The organism is Rhodococcus pseudokoreensis (genome assembly GCF_017068395.1).
GTDB classification, from domain to species: Bacteria; Actinomycetota; Actinomycetes; order Mycobacteriales; family Mycobacteriaceae; genus Rhodococcus_F; species Rhodococcus_F pseudokoreensis.
Genome location: NZ_CP070619.1, coordinates 999,377 through 1,016,060 on the forward strand (window position 1 = coordinate 999,377; position 16,684 = coordinate 1,016,060).

At 69.4% G+C, this 16,684-nt stretch carries 14 protein-coding genes; 4 read left to right on the forward strand and 10 right to left on the reverse strand.

Annotation, left to right across the window (positions count from 1 at the left end):
* Positions 1 to 156: 156 nt before the first annotated feature.
* Positions 157 to 1,710 carry a DNA polymerase Y family protein gene (locus tag JWS13_RS10150; RefSeq protein WP_206005480.1) on the reverse strand — a complete coding sequence of 518 codons (1,554 nt, stop codon included), beginning with the start codon at positions 1,708 to 1,710 and terminating at the stop codon, positions 157 to 159.
* Positions 1,707 to 2,546 (reverse strand): hypothetical protein, encoded by an 840-nt coding sequence (locus JWS13_RS10155; RefSeq protein ID WP_206011561.1) that lies wholly within the window; start codon positions 2,544 to 2,546, stop codon positions 1,707 to 1,709. Before JWS13_RS10155 ends, JWS13_RS10150 begins: the two co-directional genes overlap by 4 nt.
* 211 nt (positions 2,547 to 2,757) lie before the next feature.
* Between JWS13_RS10155 and JWS13_RS10160 the strand changes: the two genes are divergently transcribed.
* Complete coding sequence (locus JWS13_RS10160; protein WP_072945797.1) at positions 2,758 to 3,969, forward strand: serine/threonine-protein kinase; 1,212 nt, start codon at positions 2,758 to 2,760, stop codon at positions 3,967 to 3,969.
* A 12-nt stretch (positions 3,970 to 3,981) separates the two neighbouring features.
* Here the strand turns inward: JWS13_RS10160 and JWS13_RS10165 are convergent, their stop codons facing one another.
* Together JWS13_RS10165 and JWS13_RS10170 are read right to left on the reverse strand one after the other, a co-directional pair.
* Complete coding sequence (locus JWS13_RS10165; RefSeq protein WP_015889975.1) at positions 3,982 to 4,641, reverse strand: response regulator; 660 nt, start codon at positions 4,639 to 4,641, stop codon at positions 3,982 to 3,984.
* A gap of 67 nt (positions 4,642 to 4,708) precedes the next feature.
* Positions 4,709 to 6,085, reverse strand: a complete 1,377-nt coding sequence (locus JWS13_RS10170; protein ID WP_206005481.1) for an ATP-binding protein — start codon at positions 6,083 to 6,085, stop codon at positions 4,709 to 4,711.
* 68 nt (positions 6,086 to 6,153) lie between these two features.
* On the opposite strand from JWS13_RS10170, the gene JWS13_RS10175 reads away from it, so the two are divergent.
* Positions 6,154 to 7,620, forward strand: a complete 1,467-nt coding sequence (locus tag JWS13_RS10175; protein WP_206005482.1) for a PspC domain-containing protein — start codon at positions 6,154 to 6,156, stop codon at positions 7,618 to 7,620.
* Complete coding sequence (locus tag JWS13_RS10180; protein WP_072945785.1) at positions 7,613 to 7,840, forward strand: hypothetical protein; 228 nt, start codon at positions 7,613 to 7,615, stop codon at positions 7,838 to 7,840. Before JWS13_RS10175 ends, JWS13_RS10180 begins: the two co-directional genes overlap by 8 nt.
* 60 nt (positions 7,841 to 7,900) lie before the next feature.
* Here the strand turns inward: JWS13_RS10180 and guaA are convergent, their stop codons facing one another.
* The 4 genes from guaA to guaB form a co-directional block, all read right to left on the reverse strand.
* The gene (gene guaA / locus JWS13_RS10185; protein ID WP_124394607.1) at positions 7,901 to 9,472 is read right to left on the reverse strand and encodes a glutamine-hydrolyzing GMP synthase; all 1,572 of its coding nucleotides are present in this window, start codon (positions 9,470 to 9,472) and stop codon (positions 7,901 to 7,903) included.
* Between the two features lie 64 nt (positions 9,473 to 9,536).
* Positions 9,537 to 11,279, reverse strand: a complete 1,743-nt coding sequence (locus JWS13_RS10190; RefSeq protein WP_206005483.1) for a GMC family oxidoreductase N-terminal domain-containing protein — start codon at positions 11,277 to 11,279, stop codon at positions 9,537 to 9,539.
* Between the two features lie 209 nt (positions 11,280 to 11,488).
* On the reverse strand, positions 11,489 to 12,628 hold the full coding sequence (locus tag JWS13_RS10195; protein ID WP_087558425.1) for a GuaB3 family IMP dehydrogenase-related protein: 1,140 nt from the start codon (positions 12,626 to 12,628) through the stop codon (positions 11,489 to 11,491).
* 33 nt (positions 12,629 to 12,661) lie between these two features.
* Positions 12,662 to 14,185, reverse strand: coding sequence for an IMP dehydrogenase (gene guaB / locus JWS13_RS10200; RefSeq protein ID WP_005239781.1), 1,524 nt, complete (start codon positions 14,183 to 14,185; stop codon positions 12,662 to 12,664).
* 230 nt (positions 14,186 to 14,415) lie between these two features.
* Here guaB and JWS13_RS10205 point away from each other — a divergent pair, with 230 nt between their 5' ends.
* A complete protein-coding gene (locus tag JWS13_RS10205) occupies positions 14,416 to 14,820 on the forward strand; it encodes a DUF5319 domain-containing protein (protein ID WP_005239778.1) in 405 nt (134 codons plus the stop codon).
* A gap of 116 nt (positions 14,821 to 14,936) precedes the next feature.
* On the opposite strand, the gene JWS13_RS10210 is transcribed toward JWS13_RS10205, so the two are convergent.
* The gene (locus JWS13_RS10210; RefSeq protein WP_206005484.1) at positions 14,937 to 15,983 is read right to left on the reverse strand and encodes an anti-sigma-D factor RsdA; all 1,047 of its coding nucleotides are present in this window, start codon (positions 15,981 to 15,983) and stop codon (positions 14,937 to 14,939) included.
* Positions 15,967 to 16,545: a sigma-70 family RNA polymerase sigma factor gene (locus JWS13_RS10215; protein WP_005239770.1), complete on the reverse strand. Its 579-nt coding sequence runs from the start codon at positions 16,543 to 16,545 to the stop codon at positions 15,967 to 15,969. Before JWS13_RS10215 ends, JWS13_RS10210 begins: the two co-directional genes overlap by 17 nt.
* Positions 16,546 to 16,684: the final 139 nt, after the last annotated feature.

The window sequence follows — 16,684 nt, forward strand, 5'->3', positions numbered from 1 at the left end:
GTATGCCACGAGCCGACGATGCGGCTGTGGCCGGCCTCCATGCCTGACGCTGTCCGCCACCGGCACGCGACCCTCTGCACAGCAAAGCATTTCGGACGGCCGGTCCGCAAGCGATGCCGGTGCGCGGGTTACGCCGCCCGCCCCACGCGGGGTCCGTCACTCATAGATTCCCTCCACCGACCAGCGGCCTGCCGTGCAGATCACCAGCAGCGCCCGCGACTCCTCCAGCAGCACCTGGGCCCTGGCCGCCGTCCGCGCCGCCGGAGGGTCCCACCACCGCTCGTCCACCGGCCACGGTCCGGCCCATCCGCACACCGCCCACTCTCTGCTCCCCCACCGCAGCCGCGCGGGGGGTGCACTGAACACACCACGTTCCGTGACCGTCACAGCCGTACCCCGATCGTCCGACATCCACACCTCCGGATAGGCGGTCAGCACCGCGGCGGGCGCCGGTTCCGGCAACGTGCCCGGCCACGGCTCCGACGGGTCGTTGCGAGGAATCAACTCGTCACCCAACGGCAGCAACGTGATGCGCTCCGCCGGGCCCCGCCCGCCGCTGAGGACCCCCACCTGCACGGCTTCCCCGCCGAGCAGGCCCTGCACCCGCACCAGAGCCCGCCGGGCCCGTTCGTCCTGATCGCCGACTCCACCCCACAACCCCAGCTGCAGGGCGCCTGCCGCCACCACCTCCACCGGCTCGAGCCGCAGGACGGCGATACCGGCGGTGGGCCGCTTCTCGCTGCGTCCGGTGAGCCACCCGTCCAGCTGCCACCGCACCCGGTCCGCTGTCGCCTCGGGTGTCAGCGGTTCCGCGCACCTCCAGATCCGGGACAGTTGTTCACCGTTGCCGGTGCTCGCCGAGATCGACAGCCGGGTGCAGGCCACCGCGGCGTCCGACAGCGTGCGATGAAGCTTCTCCGCCAATGCCCGTCCCGCGAAGGCGGCGGCGTCGACCCGTTCGATGACGGGATCGCACCGTTCCTCGACCTCCAGGTCCGGGGGCAGCGACCGCCCCGACGGCGGACGCTCCGGCTCACCCCGCGCGGCCCGGTGCGCCAGCACCGCATCGGTTCCGAACCGCGACGCCACATCGCCCGCCGACAGTGCGGCGAAACTGCCGATCGTGCGCAACCCGAGCCGGTGCAGCAGATCGACCAGCTCCCCGCGGTGCGGCGCCGCGAGGCTCGGCTCCGCGGCCAGTTCCCGCATCGGGAGCGGCGCCAGGAAGACCGCCCCCTCACCGGGTGGCACGAGAGTTGCTCTGCGCGCGGCGATCACGGCCGTCGACAGCTGATCGGCGATACCGACCTGGCACTCCACCCCCACCGCCGACACCTGATCCACCAGCCGTTCCGCGGCGGCTTCCTCCGAACCGAAATACCGGGCGACGCCGCGAGCGGACAGCACCACGAGACCGGGCCGCAACACCTCGACGCCGGGCGCCACCGCGTCGACGGCGGAGGCGACCGGCTCGAACAGCCGCGCGTCGCGGTCGGGATCGGCTGCCACCACGTGCAACCGGGGGCACCGGGCCTGGGACTCGCGGCGGCGCAGACCCCGCCGCACCCCGTCCGCGCGGGCCGGTGCCGAACAGGCGATCACCCGGTTGCCCGACGTCACCGCCACCGGATGGGTGGGCGGGAGATCCGCGGCGGCGGCCGCCGCGACCGCGGGCCAGTCGGGGCACCACAACGCCAGCACCCGGCTCACAGGCCCACCACCTCCACCGGCTCGGGGAAGGGGACGTTTCCGAGAGGCACCACCGGTTCCGGGGCGCCCACCCATTCCACCCGGCCCTGCGCCGACCGCACGTCCAGCCGGGTGGTGCGCGGCTGGAACGACCGCCCCCGGGCGCACACCGCCAGGCTGAGGGACCGCAACCGCCCGCAGCCCCGGTCCTGAGATCCGTTGCCCAGCCCGGCATAACCGTGCACCCGCGCCTCCAGCCGCATCTCCGCGCCGTCCCAGTGCCCGTCCGTGACGACCAGGGTCGCCCCCTTGCTCCGGGCGCGGGCCACCACCGCACGCGCCCGGGACGGCGCCACCGACGCCCCTCCCAGCCCGAGCACCACCAGATCCATTCCGTCCAGCAGCACCGCGGCGATCTCCACCGGATCGGCGCCCGGGTCCGGGATCAGGGCCAGCCGTTCCAGCTGCGCGCCCATCTCGACCGCGGCCAGCACCCCGAGCCGGGGATGCCCGATCACCGCGACGTGACCGCCCCCCGCGGTCACGGATGCGACCAACCCCAGCAGGAGCGAGGTGGCACCCGACACCGACACCACCGAACCGCGCACCAGCCCGCCCCGGGGAAGGAGGCCGGCCAGCGCAGCCGGAACCGGAAGCACCCCGGCGGCATGGGAATCGGGAGCCGTGGACGTGCCCGTCGCAGGAAACCCGCCGTCCACCGCGGCCCGGCCCGCCACCGATTCACCGCGCGCGGGAACAGCGGCCATCCGCCGCCGGAGGTAGTCCAGACGCTCCTGCCGGGACAGCCCGGACAACTCGGGAGACCCCGGCACCGGAAACCCCGGCTCGCCGGCCACTTCAGCCAACTCGACACCCCTGACACTCGACACCAACAGCGGTCGGCAACCACGGGGAAGACGCGGCTCGAACAGACGCTTTGTTCGAACGTATTTTCGAACCCGTTTCCAGTAAAGCCGGTCCGCGAATGCCCGTCAAGTGGACCCAGAACGACCAGGTCAGGACGGCCGCGCGTCCCGTGTCCGCACAATCCTCTAACCTGAACGCGTGATGGAGCAGGAGCAGAGCGAAAGGGGCATCGGACCCGAATACCTGGTGGCCGGAAGGTACCGCCTGCGGTCCAAACTGGGCGGCGGCGGAATGGGCGCGGTCTGGCTCGCACGGGACACCCTGCTGCACCGCGACGTCGCCATCAAACAGGTCACCACGACGGCCGGACTCGACCCCGACGAGGCCCGCCGGGTCCGCGACCGCACCATGCGGGAAGGCCGCAACGCCGCCAAACTCGCGCACCGGCATTCCATCGCGATGTACGACGTGGCGCTCGAGGCCGGGGAGCCCTGGCTGGTGATGGAGTACCTGCCGTCCCGCAGCCTCGCCCAGGCGATGAACATCGCCGACACCCTGCCCCCGCTCGAGGTCGCCCAGATCGGCGCGCAGGTGGCCGACGCGCTCACCGCCGCCCACGCCGCGGGGATCGTGCACCGGGACATCAAGCCGGGCAACATCCTCGTCGCCGACCGCGGCCGGGAACTCGGCACCGTCAAGATCAGCGACTTCGGTATCGCCCGGGCCAAGGGCGATTCCGCGGACACCGCGAACGGGGTCATCACCGGCACGCCGGCGTACTTCTCCCCCGAGGTCGCCCGCGGTCAGGACCCCACCGAGGCCAGCGACGTCTTCTCGCTCGGGTCCACGCTGTACACCGTCGTCGAAGGACAGCCGCCGTTCGGGATCGACTCCGATTCCATCGCACTCCTGCACCGGGTCGCGAAGGCCGAGATCTACCGTCCGAGCAAGGCCGGACCGCTCACCGACACGCTGCTGCACCTTCTCGAACCCGACCCGGCGCGTCGCCCGACGATGGCCGAGGCCCGCGACGCCCTGGCCCGGGTGGCCATGGCCGGGGACGGCAACGTCGCGCACCTCGTCGGCTCGCCCGTCTATTCCGCGGACGGCACCATCCCGGCGTGGGCTCACCGTTCGACACCGTTGCCCGACTCACGGCGCCGCGGCAAACTGGTCGGTTCCACGCAGGCCGGGCTGCCCGCCGTCCATCAGAGCACGCCGTTGAAGAACGTGCCGCGTCCGCTCGGCCGGTTGCAGTGGCCTCCGCGCCCGGCGAAACCCGCTCCGGGTTCACCGGCTCCCACGGTCCGCGACCAGGTGGTCGCGTGGGCGCCGATCGCCATGGGTGTCATGGTCGCGATCCTGATCCTGGCCGTGCTCGTGGCCGTGATCGTCCTGCTCGCGCAGCCCTGACCCCGGGGAACGTCAGTCGATGCGCCTGCGGTGCGCCCACCTCGTGAGCGCATTCCGGTTGGACTGCTGCGTCTTCCGCAGCACGTTCGACGCATGCGTTTCGACCGTCTTCACCGAGATCACCAGTTCCTCGGCGATCTCGCGGTACGTGTAACCGCGGGCGAGCAGACGCAGCACTTCCAGCTCCCGCGGTGTCAGCGAATCCAGCTCCGGATCCAGCTGCGGCTCAGGAGCATTGGACCGTCCGGTGAAGGAGTCCAGGACGAAACCTGCGAGCCGCGGACTGAACACGGCGTCACCGCCGGCCACCCGGCGTACGCCGTCGGCCAGCTCGGCGCCCGAGATCGTCTTGGTGACGTACCCGCGGGCGCCCGCGCGAATCACGGCGATCACGTCCTCGGCGGCGTCGGACACACTCAGCGCCAGGCACACCGGACCCGACTCGATGCCCCGCAGCACGGCGACACCGCCGCCGTCGGGCATGTGGACGTCGAGCAGTACGACGTGCGGCGAGGTGGCGTTGATCCCGGACACCGCCTCCGCGACACCGCCCGCCTCGCCGACCACCTCCATGTCCGCTTCCCTGCCCAGCTCGGCGCGGACACCGGAGCGGAACACGGCATGATCGTCGACGAGAAAGACACGGTACGGGGGTGTTTCAGGCAAAGTCACTGCGGCTGTTCCTCGGCGTGGGCGGTAGTGTCACCCCACTGTAGAGCGTGTCGCACGATTCACGTGCTCACGCGCCCTGACTGAACGGCACGTCCTCGACCCCGGTGTCCGCGCTCTCGGCGGTCCCCGCTCCCGCGCGCGCCCGGCCGTTCCGCGGCATGTGGATTCGCACCTCGGTGCCCTTGCCGGGCGCGGACCGCACGTCGACGTGCCCGCCTCGCCGTTCGATCCGCCCGCGAATCGACTTCGCCAGCCCCTGCCGGTCCGGGGACACCTCGTCGACGTCGAATCCGACGCCGCGGTCGCGGACGAACACACTGACCTGCTCGCGCTCGGCCTCGGCGAACAGGTTGATGTCGGTCTCCCCGGAATGCTTGGCGGCGTTGACCAGAGCTTCGCGCGTCGCGCCGAGCACCGCCGTGAAACTCTCCTTCGACAGCCCCTCGCCGGTGCCGTCGACGTCGAGCGCCACGTCGCCGACCGTCACCGGCCGCACGGTGACGCCGTGGTGGTCCTCGACCTCGCCCGCGATGATGCGCAACGCCTCCGCCAGGCTCGAATGGTCGGTGTCTCCCCCACCGAACAACCACTTGCGCAGTTCCCGTTCCTGCCCCCGCGCGAGCCGCGCGACCTCCTGCGGATGGTCGGCCTGTTTCTGGATCAGCGCCAGGGTCTGCAGGACGGAGTCGTGCAGGTGCGACGCGATCTCCTCACGCTCCTCGTTGCGGATCCGGGCGGCACGCTCCGCCCCCAGCGCCCGCCACAGCCGCAGCCACAGGGGCACGGTCAGCAGTCCGGCGCCGACCAGGGTGACCACGACCGCCAGCAACGACGAACGCAGCGCGGCGAAGTCGACCTGCGCGAGGATCACCACACCGAGACCGGACACGATGAGCGTCACGCCGCCGAGGACCCGCGCCCAGGTGAGGACGGTGGGGCGCTGCGGCAACCCGATGACGGTGCGCGGCCCCTCCGAATCGAATTCGCGCCACACGAGGGCCGCGCCGACCGCCACCACGATGATCGGTGCGATCACCGAACCGACCCGGCCGCTGAACAACCACGACAACGCAGACGCCCCGGCCAGGCCGATCGCGATCAGCCCGTACGCTCTGCGCCGCTCGGACGCACTGGGCTTCTCGGTGTCCGAACCCGCGGCCGTGAAGATCCACAACAGCCCGTAGCCGACGATGCCCGCGCCGGCGAGCGCGGCGAGACAGGCGAACGCGACCCGCACCTTCATCACGTCGACACCCAGCTGGTCGGCGATACCACCTGCGACGCCGCCGACGATGCGGCCACCGGTCCGGCGTTCGAGCCGCGGCATGGGGAGACCGCCGGGCGGTACCGGCGCGGTCACGGCGCCCGCGTACTGGGCGCCGCCCGCGGACGTGTTCACAGGTTGCACACTTTCGATACTGGCACGATCCCGGGGCCGCGGCATCAGGGTCCGACCCTGACTTCGGGCCGCGTTCCGGCCCACCCCGACCGGAAAGATCAGGGTACTTCCCGATGTACGGGCGATGCGGCGACCGGAACGATGGTCGTATGAGCAATGGGAGCTTCCAAGAGCAGATACAGGATCTGTGGCGGACCCGACCGGTGCGGTTGCCCGGCCGTGGCCACGTCGCCGGTGTCTGTGCGGGAATCGGCTACCGCTACGGCGTCGATCCCGTACTGATACGAGTCGCGTTCGTCGTGTCCACCATTTTCGGCGGCGCCGGTGTGCTCCTCTACCTGGCGTGCTGGCTCGCCCTCACGAAGTCGGGCGACCCGGCCTCCCCCGCGGAGTCGCTGATGGGACGCGGTCACAGTTCCGACTCGGGCACCAAGACCGTGGTCCTTCTCGTCGCACTGGCGATCGTGGTGAGCACCGTCGGCCCCTTCGGAGTCGGCCTCGGCGGTTCCGGGCTGATCAGCATGGCGCTGATGCTCGGCGGCCTGTGGCTGCTGTACCAGCGGCAGCCGATCCCCCCGCCGTCGCCTGTCGGAGCCGTCGCCCCCGGTGTCGGCACCGGCTATCCCGGGACGAGTTTCTCGCCCGGACAGTTCGGCGCCAACCCGTTCGGCCCGGGCACGTACGGTTCGGGGGCGTACGGTCCGTACACGAAGCTTCCCGACTCCTACACGCCGAGCGCACCTCCCACGACTGGGCCGCCGGCGGACGCGACCGGCGAGGCCCCGACCGAGGCACTGCAATCCGAAACCCCTGCCGCCCAGACCGATCCGGTGTCGTTCGAGAAGTCCCCGACCGCCGGCCCGCGGGTCGACACACCGTCGGCGCCGTTCGCACCGCTCGAGCCGCGGCCTCCGGCATGGGACCCGCTCGGTGTCGCGCCGTTCGCGTGGGACCTGCCCGAGCCGGCCAGGACCACCACTCCCGCAGTGCAACCGGAGCGCACGCATTCCCGCCTGACCACCATGGTGATCGGACTGGCCATCCTCGCGGCCGCGGCGGCGACGGCGCTGGCGGTCGCCACCGGATCCGACTGGCTCAACCCCGGTCGGATCGGCGCGGTCGCGCTCGCCGTCATCGGAGTGGGGCTGCTGATCGGCGGCTTCCTGCGCAAGGGCTACGGGCTTCTCGTCGTCGCAGGCCCCCTGGCCGGTTTCGTGATCCTCGCCTCGCTCGTCGGGTCACTCGACCTGAACAGCGAGAACATGGGCGACCGGACCTGGGTGCCCCTGACGGCGGCCGACATCGACCCCGCCTACTCCGGTGGGTTCGGCAGTTTCACGCTCGACCTCCGGAACGTCACGCTCACCGAGGACAAGACGGTCGACGTCAGCGGCCAGTTCGGTGAGGTCGTGGTGCTCCTGCCGCCCGGCATGAACGTCGAGAACCACTGCACCGCACAGTTCGGCGACGCGCAGTGCCTCCCCGACGGTCTCGACGGCGGTGCCGACGGCACGGACGGTCACGTCCTGACCCTCAATGCAGATATCCGGTTCGGAAGTATGGAGGTGCGCCGTGGATGACGTCGACGACACTCAGGACGGCGAGCAGACCCGGACGAGAAAACGCCCGTCACCGCTCCTGCTCCTCGCGGGCGTGGCAGCACTGCTGGTGAGCGGATGGGCGCTCGCGGGGCCGTTCTCGCTGGAGCCGCTCGCGAACGTCGAATTCCGCTGGCTGTTCGTGGTGGTCGCGGTGCTGGTCGGCGTGGTGCTCGTGTTCGCACCCAACCGGCGACGATAGGCGCTGACGCGCACGTGCGCGGTGAGCGAGTCAGGCGACTCGCTCACCGCGCACAGTGCGTCACTCCCACTCGATGGTGCCCGGCGGCTTGCTCGTGATGTCCAGCACGACCCGGTTGACGTCGTGAACCTCGTTGGTGATCCGGGTGGAGATCCGCTCGAGAACGTCGTAGGGCAGTCGCGTCCAGTCCGCGGTCATCGCGTCCTCGCTGGACACGGGGCGGAGCACGATCGGGTGCCCGTAGGTGCGTCCGTCGCCCTGCACGCCGACGCTGCGGACGTCGGCGAGCAGCACCACCGGGCACTGCCAGATCTGGCCGTCGAGCCCGGCGGCCGTCAACTCTTCGCGCGCAATGGAATCCGCGTGACGCAGCAGGTCGAGCCGCTCCTGGGTGACCTCGCCGATGATGCGGATGCCGAGCCCGGGGCCGGGGAACGGCTGGCGTCCCACGATCTCCTCGGGCAGACCCAACTCGCGGCCCACCGCGCGGACCTCGTCCTTGAACAGCAGGCGCAGCGGTTCCACGAGCGTGAACTGCAGGTCTTCGGGCAGCCCGCCGACGTTGTGGTGGCTCTTGATGTTGGCCGTGCCGGTACCGCCGCCGGATTCCACGACGTCCGGGTACAGCGTGCCCTGCACGAGGAATTCGACCGTGTCGCCGTGCGCGGCGTTCTCGCCGAGCACGTCGCTGACGGCACCCTCGAAGCTGCGGATGAACTCACGGCCGATGATCTTGCGCTTGGTCTCCGGGTCGGACACCCCGGCCAGTTCACCGATGAAGGTGTCGGCGGCGTCGACCGTGATGAGGCGGGCGCCGGTGGCGGCGACGAAATCCTGCTCGACCTGCGCACGCTCCCCGGCCCGCATCAGACCGTGGTCGACGAACACACACGTCAGGTTGTCGCCGATCGCGCGCTGCACGAGCGCCGCCGCGACAGCGGAGTCGACACCGCCCGACAGTCCGCAGATCGCCTTGCCGTCGCCGACCTGCTCGCGGACCTGCTCGACGAGGGCGTCGGCGATGTTCGCGGCCGTCCACGCGGGGGGAATGCCGGCGATCTCGTGCAGGAACCGGCTGAGCACCTGCTGGCCGTGCGGCGAGTGCAGGACCTCCGGGTGGTACTGCACACCGGCGAGCCTGCGGGCCCGGTCCTCGAATGCGGCGACGGGTGCGCCTTCGCTGGTGGCCGTCACCGTGAAACCTTCGGGGGCCTCGGTGACGGCGTCGCCGTGGCTCATCCACACGGGCTGGTTCGACGGCAGCCCCTCGTGCAGCAGACCGCCCTGCACCTTCAGGTCGGTGCGGCCGTATTCGCGGGTGCCGGTGTGGGCGACCGTCCCGCCCAGCGCACCGGCCATGGCCTGGAATCCGTAGCAGATGCCGAACACCGGGACGTCCAGATCGAACAGGGCCGGATCGAGCTGGGGCGCCCCGTCGGCGTAGACGCTCGACGGCCCGCCGGACAGCACCACGGCGAGCGGATTCTTGGCCGCGATCTCCTCGACGGTCGCGGTGTGCGGGACCACCTCGGAATAGACCTTGGCCTCACGCACCCGCCGGGCGATCAGCTGCGCGTACTGCGCGCCGAAGTCGACGACGAGGACCGGTCTCTGTTGCTCGATATCTGCCACCGGGTCAGTCTAATCGGCGCAGCTCTGTGGTCTGCGCGACCCCACGACCCGGCCCTTGCGGGTGCTATGCAACGCCGTGCTTCTGGGTGTCGGGCAGCACCGAGCCGTTTCGGATCTCGACGATCGGCAGCACCAGCGCGGCGGGCGCGCCTTCCGGGACGACCGGATTGATCGGCGCGACCGGGTTCAGCCGCCGGTAGCCCTCCCCCTGCGCCGGACGCAGGTCCGTTTCGCCCTTGTTCGGCCACAGCGATGCCGCGCGCTCTGCTTGCGCCGAGATCGTCAGCGACGGGTTGACGCCCAGGTTCGCGGACACGGCCGAGCCGTCGACCACGCTCAGCGTCGGGTAACCCCACACCCGGTGGTACGGGTCGATGACGCCGTGCGACGGTTCCGCCGCGATCGTGCAACCGCCGAGGAAGTGCGCGGTGAGCGGGATGTTGAACACATCGCCCCAGGTGCCGCCTGCGCGACCGTCGATCTTCTCCGCGATCCGCCGGGTCGCCTCGTTGCCCGCCGGGATCCAGCTGGGGTTCGGCTGACCGTGGCCCTGCTTGCTGGTGACCTTGCGCCGGCCGAACAGGCCCTTCTTCGTGTACGTGGTGATGGAGTTGTCGAGGTTCTGCATCACCAGCGCGATGATGGTGCGCTCGCTCCACTTGTACGGGGTGAGGACCTTCAGTGCCGTCGGGTCCTTCGCGAGTTCCCGGAGGAACGTCATCCACCGCCTGCCGCCGCCGTCGGTCAGCAGCGTCTGCAACATGGCCATCGAGTTCGACCCCTTGCCGTAGCGCACCGGCTCCACGTGAGTGTCGGACGTCGGGTGGAACGACGACGTGATGGCGACGCCCTTCGTGAGCTCGAGCGCCGGGTCCACCTTGTTCTTGGCGGCGCCGAGGATCGATTCCGAGTTGGTGCGGGTCAGCACACCCAGCCGGTCGGAGATCTTGGGCAGCGCGCCCGACTCCTTCTGGTCGAACAGCAGGTGCTGAGTGCCCCACGTGCCGGCGGCCAGGACGACGTTCGCGGCGGTGTACGTCTTGCGGTTCCGGTTCTTCCGCGGCCCGCTGCGCCGGGTGAAGACGTCCCAGGTGCCGTCGGACGCCTCGCGCAGTCCGCTGACCGTCGTCATCGGGATGATCTCCGCGCCGGCCTTCTCCGCGAGTCCCAAGTAATTCTTGAGCAGGGTGTTCTTGGCGCCGTGCCGGCATCCGGTCATGCATTCGCCGCATTCGATGCATCCGGTGCGGTCGGGGCCGACGCCGCCGAAGTACGGGTCCGGCACCGTCTTGCCCGCTTCGCCGAAGAACACGCCGACCGGGGTCTGGATGAACGTGTCGCCCACACCCATGTCCTCGGCGACCGACTTGATGATCTCGTCCGCGGGGGTCATGTGCGGATTCTGGACGACGCCGAGCATCTTGCGGGCCTGCTCGTAGTACGGCGTGAGCTCGTCGTGCCAGTCGGTGATGTGCGACCACTGCTTGTCCTGGAAGAAGGAGGCAGGCGGCTTGTAGAGGGTGTTCGCGTAGTTGAGTGAACCGCCGCCGACTCCGGCGCCGGCGAGGATGAGGCAGTCGCGGAGCAGGTGGACGCGCTGGATGCCGAAGAAACCGAGGGCGGGCGCCCAGAGGAACTTCTTGAGATCCCAGCTGGTCTTCGCGAAGTCCGCGTCGGCGTAGCGACGGCCCGCCTCGAGGATGCCGACCTTGTACCCCTTCTCGACCAACCGGAGCGCGGTGACACTGCCACCGAATCCGGAACCGACGATGAGGACGTCGTAATCCGTTGTGCGCTGCTTGCTCATCACTCGACCTCCAACGAACCTGAGTTTATTACTCGCCAGTATGCACCCGGCAGTTGTGACAGCTGCCACAAGGGTTACCTTAACTGTAACGAGAGGTATCAGGAACGGTCGCGATACCCGCAAACGCACGTCGCCCGATGCCTCATCAGCGCAGTTGAACTGCACCGATGCGACATCGGGCGACGAGAGAAGCAGTGGCGGCGTTCGCCTCAGGCGCGAACCGTCAGGCCCACCTTCTGGAATTCCTTCAAATCGGAGTATCCGGCCTTCGCCATCGAGCGGCGCAGTCCGCCGACCAGGTTCAGGGAACCGAACGGGTCGTCCGACGGGCCGGTCAGGACCCGGTCCAGCGACGGGCGGTCACCGAACGAGACCGGCAGCATCGTGCCGCGCGGGACCGACGGGTGCGCGGCAGCCGACGGCCAGTACCAGCCGCCGCCGGGAGCCTCCGCGGCAACGGCCAGCGGCGCGCCCAGAACTGCGGCGTCCGCGCCACAGGCGATCGCCTTCGCGAGGTCGCCCGAAGACGTGATGTCGCCGTCCGCGATGACGTGGACGTAACGTCCACCCGTCTCGTCGAGGTAGTCGCGGCGGGCCGCGGCGGCGTCCGCGATCGCCGTCGCCATCGGGAGACCGATACCCAGCACCTCACCGGTGGTCGTGGCGCCCTCGGTGGAGCCGTACCCGACGATCACCCCGGCCGCGCCCGTGCGCATCAGATGCAGAGCGGTGCGGTGATCACTCACCCCACCGGCCACCACCGGAACGTCCAACTCCGAGATGAACGTCTTCAGGTTCAGCGGCTCGCTGTCGCCGTGGACGACGTGCTCTGCAGAGATGATCGTGCCGTGCACCACCAGCAGGTCGATGCCCGCCTCCAGCAACTGCGGGGTCAGCGCCCGCGCGTTCTGCGGACTGACCCGCACGGCGGTGGTGACACCCGCGTCGCGGACCTGCGCCACGGCGGCGGCCAGGAGACCCGGCTGCAACGGCGCCGCATGCAGTTCCTGCAGCTTCTTGATCGGCGCCTCGACGTCCACGTCCGACTCCGCCAGCGCAACGAGTTCGGCGAGCTTGGCCTCGACGTCCGCGTGCCGGCCCCACAGGCCCTCACCGTTGATGACCCCGAGGCCACCGCGCTTGCCGAGTTCGATCGCGAACGACGGCGACACGAGCGCATCGGTGGGATGCGCGAGCACCGGAATGTCGAACCGGTACGCATCGAGCTGCCAGGACGTCGACACCTCCTTGGAGGAGCGGGTCCGGCGGGAGGGGACGATGTCGATGTCGTCCAGCTCATAGGTTCGTCGGGCTGTTCGGCCCATGCCGATCTCAACGAGGTCGCGCACGCGCGCCCCTTTCTCGTGAATCGTGACTGGTTGCTAGCGAGCGGTGTAGTTGGGAGCTTCGACCGTCATCGTGATGTCGTGCGGGTGACTCTCCTTCAGACCCGCAGCGGTGATCTGCACGAATTGCGCGTTCTGCAGTTCCTCGATCGACGACGCTCCCGTGTAACCCATGGCGGCCCGCAGACCACCGGTGAGCTGATGTGTGACCTGGGACAGCGGACCGCGGAACGCGACCCGGCCCTCGATGCCCTCCGGGACCAGCTTGTCCTCGGACAGCACGTCGTCCTGGAAGTAGCGGTCCTTGGAATACGACTTCGCGGCCCCGCGGCTCTGCATCGCGCCGAGCGAACCCATGCCGCGGTAGCTCTTGTACTGCTTGCCGTTCACCAGGATCAGCTCACCCGGGGACTCCGCGGTACCTGCGAGCAGCGAACCGAGCATCGCCGTCGACGCACCTGCCGCGAGGGCCTTTGCGATGTCGCCGGAGAACTGCAGTCCACCGTCGGCGATCACCGGCACACCATGCGGCTTGGCCGCGGCGACCGCTTCGAGGATCGCGGTGATCTGCGGGGCGCCGACACCGGCGATGACGCGGGTGGTGCAGATGGAACCGGGACCGACACCGACCTTGACCGCGTCCACACCGGCCTCGATGAGGGCCGCCGCACCGCTGCGGGTGGCGACGTTGCCGCCGATGATCTGCACACGCTCGTCGACCTCGGCCTTGAGCTTCGAGATCATGTCCAGCACACCGGCCGAGTGACCGTGCGCACTGTCGACGACGAGAACGTCGACCCCGGCGTCGGTGAGAGCCATTGCGCGGCTCCACGCCTCGTCGCCCACACCCACGGCGGCACCGACCAGGAGCCGGCCGTCACGGTCCTTGGTGGCGTCCGGGTGCTGCTCGGTCTTCACGAAGTCCTTGACCGTGATGAGTCCGGTGAGCTTGCCCTGCCCGTCCACGATCGGCAGCTTCTCGATCTTGTGGCGGCGCAGCAAGCCCAGCGCCACCTCGGCGGTGACACCCTCCTGGGCGGTGATCAGCGGCGCCTTCGTCATGACCTCGGACACGGCGCGGTTCTGATCGACCTCGAAACGCATGTCGCGGTTGGTGATGATGCCGACGAGCTGCCCGGCCGCGTCGGTGACCGGAAGTCCGGAGATCCGGAACCGGGCACACTTGGCGTCGACCTCGGCGAGCGTGTCGGACGGCTTGCAGGTGACCGGGTCGGTGACCATTCCGGCCTCGGACCGCTTGACCGTCTCGACCTGACCGGCCTGCGCCTCGACCGACAGGTTGCGGTGCAGCACGCCCATGCCGCCTGCGCGGGCCATGGCGATGGCCATCCGTGCCTCGGTGACAGTGTCCATCGCGGAACTGACGAGCGGCACCCGCAGCCGGATGTCCCTGGTCAGCTGGCTGGACGTGTCGACCTGGCCGGGGATGACATTCGACGCCGCCGGCAAGAGCAGGACGTCGTCGTACGTGAGACCCAGCATCGCGACCTTGTTCGGGTCGTCACCGCCGGTGTGTACATGCCCTGCTGAACTTGTCATGCGGTTCGGGCCCTCCATGGAACATAGGTGCAGCGCCGGTGGCGCCGTCTGCGGACATCAGATCTGAAACTGCGGGAATACGGATACCAGGAAAAGTCCGGAGGGACGATCGATATTCCCAGCTCCGCACACCATGATATCGGCTCGACGCGATCGCCACGGAGCCCACCCACGCTGGGCGTACGCCGAACGGCTGGCGCAGACCGGGCTGACCTGCGTACCGTGGTGCTGTGCGCGATCAACTGCCTCCAGGTCTGCCCCCGGACCCCTTCGCCGGCGACCCCGCCGACCCGTCCGCAGCTCTCGATGCGATCGAACCGGGCCAGCCACTCGACCCCCACGAGCGTCTCGCCGTGGAGGAAGACCTGGCCGACCTCGCCGTGTACGAGGCGCTGCTGGCGCATCGTGGGATCCGCGGTCTCGTCGTCTGCTGCGAAGACTGCCAGCAAGATCACTACCACGATTGGGACATGCTCCGTGCCAACCTCCTCCAGCTTCTGGTCGACGGCACCGTGCGCCCCCACGAGCCCGCCTACGATCCGACACCCGAGGCCTACGTCACCTGGGACTACTGCCGCGGATACGCGGACGCCTCGATGAACGACGCTCTGCACGGAGACGGCTTCGACGCCTGATCCGGCACAACCCGATACGAACTCTGTATTCACAGACTCCTGAATTCACAGACAACTGTGGCCCGACACGCGAAGTGCCGGGCCACAGTTGTGTGTGCGGGTGGGCCGCCGAGCCGCTAGCTGGTAGGCGGCAGCACCGGGACCGGGGTCGTGGTGGTCGGTAGCGGTACCGTCGAGGGCTGCTGCTGCTGAGACGGCTGCTGCTGAGTCGGCGGCAACGTGGTCGGATTGTCCGGCGGCAGTATCGGCAACTGCATGATCGTCGGATCCGGGCTCGTGGACGGCATCGTCTCGGGCGGAAGCGGCGGCTGCGGTGGGATGGTGGGGAGCTGCGGCAGCGGAATCGGCGGCAACCCCGGAATTTGCAGATCCGTGGGCAGCTGGGTTCCCGGCAGCAGTTCGGCTCCCGGCACCGTCGTCGAACCGGGTGTCCCCGGCACCGTGGCAGGCAGTTCAGCGGTCTGCGACGGCGCGCCGGTGGTCGTGGTTCCGGGTGTCGTCGTCGCGGCCGGCGGTGTGGTCGGGGCGATCTTCTCGACCTCCGCGGCCAGCTTCGCCCGCCACACGTCGAGTTCGTTGCGCATGTCGGCGTCGCGCACCCCGCCCGAACGGTCGGCGGCACCGTCGAGCAGGTTCTTCGCCGACTCCGCGTCGCCCGCGGCGATCAGCCGTTCGGCCTCCTGCAGCTGCGACGTGGTGTCGATCTGCGCGACGGTCGAATCGGCCTGCTGGCTGAACACGACCGATTTGACACTCCACAGCGGATCGCCGGGTTCGGCGTCGTACGAGAAGATGGTGGCACCGCCCATGACGACCGCGATCGCGGCGGCAGCGCCCGCGATGGGTCGCAACAGGCGGAGCTTGCCGCGGGCGGCGCTGCGTGCGGAACGAACGTTGTCCGAGGCGTCGATCGCCGCGATCACGTCGTCGAGCAGCGGCCCGGTCGGCATCGGCGTCGACACGATGTCGGCACGCCAATTGGTCAGCAGAAGCGCGAGCTCGTACTGCTCCGGCGAATCCGTTGCGACGGGACCGCCACCGGCGATCGCATCGATCAGCGCGTCGTCGCGGCGCACAGCCGCGACGTCCACCGGTGCGTCGTCTCCTGGGAGATCGGCATCGGGATTGCCGTTGCGCTTGATGCCCCTAGCCAAACCTCTCACCTGCCCTCGTCACTTCTTTTTTCAGTTTCGCGATGGCTCGGTGTTGAGCCACGCGGACAGCTCCCGCGGTACTACCCACGGCCGCGGCCGTCTCCTCCGCCGACATACCGACCACGAGCCGGAGGATCAAGATCTCCCGGTGCTTCTCCGGCAGCGTGCTCAGCAGTTCGTTCATCTGCCTGCTCGCTTCCGAGTCCAGCGCCCGTTGTTCGGGTCCGTCATCGTTGGCTACGACATCAGGTACTTCGGCGACGGGCTCCGACTTGTTACGTGCGGAGTTCCGATGCGCGTCGGCGACCTTGTGCGCGGCGATCCCGTAGACGAATGCCATGAACGGCCGGCCCTGATCCTCGTAGCGAGGTAGGGCCGTCATCACGGCGAGGCACACTTCTTGTGCCACGTCGTCCGCGGAGAGTTGTCCCCTCTCCGCAGCACCGACCCTGGCTCTGCAGTAACGCACAACCAGGGGCCGAATGTTTTCCAGGACCAGAGCTAAAGCGGCCCGGTCACCCTGCGTTGCAGCGGCGACTGCGGAGTCCAACTCCTCGCTCGTGTTAGTCATCGTTGCTGAATATCCTGGCGTTACAGTGGCACCTCCCCCGATGGGTGTGCTCCCGCTCTCAGCGGAACACTCCAAGAGTAACGGTGCGGACCGAACGGTATTCGCCCGGATTCGCACCGATTCGTGATCAACCCGGCCC

What these genes read in the sequence shown, in the direction of transcription:
- JWS13_RS10160 (WP_072945797.1), top strand. Translation starts at nt 2,758, where the DNA reads ATGGAGCAGGAGCAGAGCGAAAGGGGCATCGGACCCGAATACCTGGTG.
- JWS13_RS10170 (WP_206005481.1), bottom strand. Translation starts at nt 6,085, where the DNA reads ATGCCGCGGCCCCGGGATCGTGCCAGTATCGAAAGTGTGCAACCTGTG.
- JWS13_RS10175 (WP_206005482.1), top strand. Translation starts at nt 6,154, where the DNA reads ATGTACGGGCGATGCGGCGACCGGAACGATGGTCGTATGAGCAATGGG.
- JWS13_RS10190 (WP_206005483.1), bottom strand. Translation starts at nt 11,279, where the DNA reads ATGAGCAAGCAGCGCACAACGGATTACGACGTCCTCATCGTCGGTTCC.
- guaB (WP_005239781.1), bottom strand. Translation starts at nt 14,185, where the DNA reads ATGACAAGTTCAGCAGGGCATGTACACACCGGCGGTGACGACCCGAAC.
- JWS13_RS10215 (WP_005239770.1), bottom strand. Translation starts at nt 16,545, where the DNA reads ATGACTAACACGAGCGAGGAGTTGGACTCCGCAGTCGCCGCTGCAACG.